5 protein-coding genes are annotated in these 4005 nt (G+C 35.6%); all 5 read left to right on the forward strand.

The window, feature by feature from the left end; all coding sequences use genetic code 11:
- The first annotated feature begins 159 nt into the window (after nt 1–159).
- The 5 genes from HMPREF9402_RS04585 (at nt 160) to eutH (ending at nt 3973) form a co-directional block, all read left to right on the forward strand.
- On the forward strand, nt 160–861 hold the full coding sequence (locus HMPREF9402_RS04585; protein WP_009606649.1) for a DUF969 domain-containing protein: 702 nt from the start codon (nt 160–162) through the stop codon (nt 859–861).
- Nucleotides 861–1775 (forward strand): DUF979 domain-containing protein, encoded by a 915-nt coding sequence (locus HMPREF9402_RS04590; RefSeq protein ID WP_009606647.1) that lies wholly within the window; start codon nt 861–863, stop codon nt 1773–1775. Before HMPREF9402_RS04585 ends, HMPREF9402_RS04590 begins: the two co-directional genes overlap by 1 nt.
- A gap of 41 nt (nt 1776–1816) precedes the next feature.
- The gene (gene pcp / locus HMPREF9402_RS04595; RefSeq protein ID WP_006785372.1) at nt 1817–2461 is read left to right on the forward strand and encodes a pyroglutamyl-peptidase I; all 645 of its coding nucleotides are present in this window, start codon (nt 1817–1819) and stop codon (nt 2459–2461) included.
- Entirely contained in the window at nt 2455–2892 is a 438-nt protein-coding gene (locus tag HMPREF9402_RS04600; protein ID WP_006785371.1) for a gamma-glutamylcyclotransferase family protein, read from the forward strand. Before pcp ends, HMPREF9402_RS04600 begins: the two co-directional genes overlap by 7 nt.
- A gap of 112 nt (nt 2893–3004) precedes the next feature.
- Entirely contained in the window at nt 3005–3973 is a 969-nt protein-coding gene (gene eutH, locus HMPREF9402_RS04605; RefSeq protein WP_009606648.1) for an ethanolamine utilization protein EutH, read from the forward strand.
- Nucleotides 3974–4005 lie beyond the last annotated feature (32 nt).

Below are 4005 nucleotides of genomic sequence, written 5' to 3' on the forward strand. Positions count from 1 at the left end.
TAATAATAAATATTAACTTTTTTATTGCATTAAAATTAAATTCCAATAAAAGGAATGTCGAAAAAAGGCGTATTTGTGTCATTTTTGTGTTATAATTGAGACGTGACAAAAAAACAGAATGTTTTATTTGGATGGCAATGAAGTAAAAGGAGGAAGGTTATGTTTAGTTTAGTAGGTATTTTAATTATTGTCATTGGTTTTATGTTAAAAATTGATACATTAGCTATTGTAGTTATTGCAGGAATCGTGACAGGATTTGTAGGTGGCTTAGATTTTAATGAAATTTTAACGATTTTAGGACAAGCCTTTGTATCGAACCGTTTTATGACGTTATTCGTTATCACATTACCAGTTATTGGGTTAATGGAACGTTACGGTTTAAAAGAGCGCGCCGCTTGGTTAATTGGTCAAATTAAAAATGCAAAAGCAGATGGAGTTTTATCTATTTATTTATTATTCCGCTTAATTATGGCTGCTTTAAGTATTCGTATGTCAGGACATGTGCAGTTTGGTCGTCCATTAGTCTTACCAATGGCAGAGGGAGCTGCAACATCTCAATATAAAGATTTTAAAGAAGAAGATGTTGAATCAATTAAAGGATTAACAGCCGCTTCAGAAAACTATGGAAACTTCTTTGGTCAAAACTTATTCATTGGGGCTCCAGGGGTTATGTTAATTGTTGGATCATTAAATGAGCTTGGGTATACAGTTGATGCTAAGCAAGGACCGATTACCATTGCCCTAACAACGTTACCGATTGCGATTATTGCCTTAGTACTTGGTATTATTCAATTTAGAATGAATGAGAAAAAATTCAAAAACAAATATCAAGTGGTGTCTAAAAAGGGAGGGAATAACTAATGACTAATGTTTTATTAACGATCATTTATGCGATTATCGGTTTAGTTTGTATTTCTTTATCTGTGTTTGCCCTTCGTTCTAACGAGCAACAGGCGAAAGTAGGAACGGCATTATTCTGGTCAATCCTTGGAATTATCTTTATTTTTGGTGATTGGATTCCAGCGAATATCGTTGGGGTATTAATTATTGCGATGGCTGTTTTATCAGCAACGAAACAAGTTAAAGTGGGAAGCTTTAAAACAAGTAGCGAACAGTTTAAATTAGATTCAGCTGAAAAAATTGGAAACAAATTATTTGTTCCAGCATTAGTTTTAGCTGTGTTAGCATTCGTCATTGCACAGTTTACAAATTTAGGATCTTACAATGCGATTGGGTTAAGTGGAATCGGGGCTTTAATCGTGATGTTCTTTATTTCTAAATCAAATGTTAAAGAAGCAAACGATGAGTCAATTCGTTTATTAAGTCAAGTTGGGCCAACAGCTATTTTACCTCAGATTTTAGCAGCGCTTGGAACATTATTTACAGTTACAGGTGTTGGAGATGTCATTGCAGGTGGAGTAAGTCAAGTCATCCCAGAAGGGAATATTTGGTTGGGTGTAATTGCTTACTGTGTTGGAATGGCAGTGTTCACAGCAGTTATGGGAAATGCTTTTGCAGCCTTTTCAGTTATTACAGCTGGAATTGGGGTTCCATTCGTCTTTGCATTAGGTGCTAATCCATTAATTGCTGGTGCGTTAGCCTTAACAGCAGGATTCTGTGGAACATTATTAACGCCAATGGCTGCAAACTTCAACATTGTGCCGGCTTCTATTTTAGAATTGAAAAATCAATATGGTGTCATTAAAGCTCAAGCACCATTTGCTATCATCATGTTAATTATCCATATTATTTTAATGCGATTCTTGGCATTCTAATAAATACTTGCATCTAGTTGTCGATTAGGAGGATGAAGGTTATGAAAAAAGTTTTAGTGACAGGATTTGATCCATTTGGTGGAGAACCCGTTAATCCAGCATTAATGTCTGTGATGCAATTACCAGATGAGATTTTAGGGGTTCAAATTATCAAAAAAGAGATTCCAACAGTATTCGATAAAAGTATTGAGGTTCTTTATCAAACATTAAAAGAGGAACAACCTGATATGGTTATTTGTGTTGGTCAAGCAGGTGGTCGTCCTAATATTACAGTTGAGCGTGTCGCGATTAATCAAGATGATGCGCGTATTCCAGATAACGAGGGAGCACAGCCTATTGACCGTACTATTTTTGCAGAAGGTCCTGCTGCTTACTTCGCAACGTTACCGATTAAAGCAATGGTTCAAAATATGAAAGCAGCCGGGATTCCTGCTGCTGTGTCAAATACAGCTGGTACATTTGTATGTAATCATATCATGTATGGAGCCTTACATTTTGCAGCGACGCAACAACCCTCTTTAAAAGCAGGCTTTGTTCATATTCCTTATGTCCCAATGCAAACAGTTGATAAGCCAACAATGCCATCGATGTCTGTAGCAGATATTGTAACAGGGTTAACGATTTTAATTGAAACAGGAATTAACGTTGATCAAGATGTTAAAGTGACAGGAGGAGCTGTATGCTAAAACATCAAGAAACTGTGTTACCCATCTTTGTTTACGGAACACTAATGGTTGGAGAGCGCAATTATATTGATGTTTTACATGACAACTTAACGCATGTTGAAAATGCCAAAGTAAAAGGCACTTTATATTATTATAAAAAAGAAGATTATCCAGCCTTAATGCCGGGCGAACATTGGATTGAAGGACAACTCTTTTATGTCAACGAACTCCACGAAGTCTTAAAACCATTAGATGAAATTGAAGGATATATCTCAAAAAATAATCCAAGCAACATGTACAATCGAGATATTGTAGAGGTTGTGACGGAAGATGGGAAAATGCTACAAGCTTATGCCTATCGAATTAGTCCAAACTTATTTAAGCAAGAGCGTCAAGAATTTTCAAAAATGCAAGAGCTTAGTTGGAAAAAATTTAATCAAAAAATTTCTTAATTAAAAGGTCTTTGTGAAAGTTCACAAAGACCTTTTTTGTTTCTTTTTGTTACAATTAATGTTAAATTAGTGAAGAAGGAATATAAAAAGTTAAGATAGAAGGTGGATAGATGTGATAACAGATTTAATTTTTTATGTGGTGGCAATCTTTTTTGTGATTGGTGGCCTTGATTTTATGATGGGAAACCGAATGGGTTTAGGCGAATGTTTTGAAAGAGGGATTAAGTCAATAGGTGTTTTAACGCTGAATATGCTTGGAATTTTTTTATTGGCGCCTGTTTTTTCAGATGTATTAAGTCGGGTGTTGACTCCAATTGCGACTCTTTTTCAAATGGATCCCTCTATTTTAATTGGAACTTTTTTAGCTTGTGATATGGGTGGATATCAATTATCAATGGAATTAGCAAATTCCACTTTAATGGGAGAATTTTCAGGAATGGTGATTGCATCAGGTCTGGGTGCAACGATTAGTTTTTCGATTCCGGTGGCATTTGGAATGATTCCTAAAAAAGATATTCCTATCTTTTTAAAAGGAATGGTTCTTGGAATGATTGCCATCCCATTTGGATGCTTTGTTGGTGGAATCGTAGCAGGAATTGAGGGTTTAATACTATTTCGTCATATGATTCCGTTATTTGTTGGGGTTATCATTTTATCGACTTTAATTTTAGTGAGGCCCTTATCATTAATTAAATTCTTTAATCTATTAAGTCGGGTTGTGGTTTGGATGAGTTTAATCGGACTGATGATTGCAGGTGCCCAGGCTGTTTCAGGTGTTGAATTTGTAAAAGGAATGGCCTCGCTGGCAGAAGGGGCTCAAATCGTTGTACGCATTGGAATCTTTATTGCAGGGGCTTATTCAATGCTTGAAATTATTTATCGTTGTTTCAATCGCTATTTAGCAAAAGTGGGGAACTTAATTGGTGTTAATGATGTCAGTGTCAGTGGAATGATTGGGAATTTAGTCAGTAATTTATTAGCCTTTAATCGTTTTCATGAGATGGATGAGAAAGGTAAATTAATTTGTTCGGCTTTATGTATTAGTGGTGCCTTTGTTTTGGAGGACAGCTTGCTTTTGTAAATTCCATGACTCCCCATATAAGTACAGCCTTC

The organism is Turicibacter sp. HGF1 (assembly GCF_000191865.1).
Classification (GTDB): domain Bacteria; phylum Bacillota_I; class Bacilli_A; order MOL361; family Turicibacteraceae; genus Turicibacter; species Turicibacter sanguinis.

Coding starts and splice junctions, on each gene's coding strand:
- HMPREF9402_RS04590 (WP_009606647.1), top strand. CDS start 861: ATGACTAATGTTTTATTAACGATCATTTATGCGATTATCGGTTTAGTT.
- HMPREF9402_RS04585 (WP_009606649.1), top strand. CDS start 160: ATGTTTAGTTTAGTAGGTATTTTAATTATTGTCATTGGTTTTATGTTA.
- pcp (WP_006785372.1), top strand. CDS start 1,817: ATGAAAAAAGTTTTAGTGACAGGATTTGATCCATTTGGTGGAGAACCC.
- HMPREF9402_RS04600 (WP_006785371.1), top strand. CDS start 2,455: ATGCTAAAACATCAAGAAACTGTGTTACCCATCTTTGTTTACGGAACA.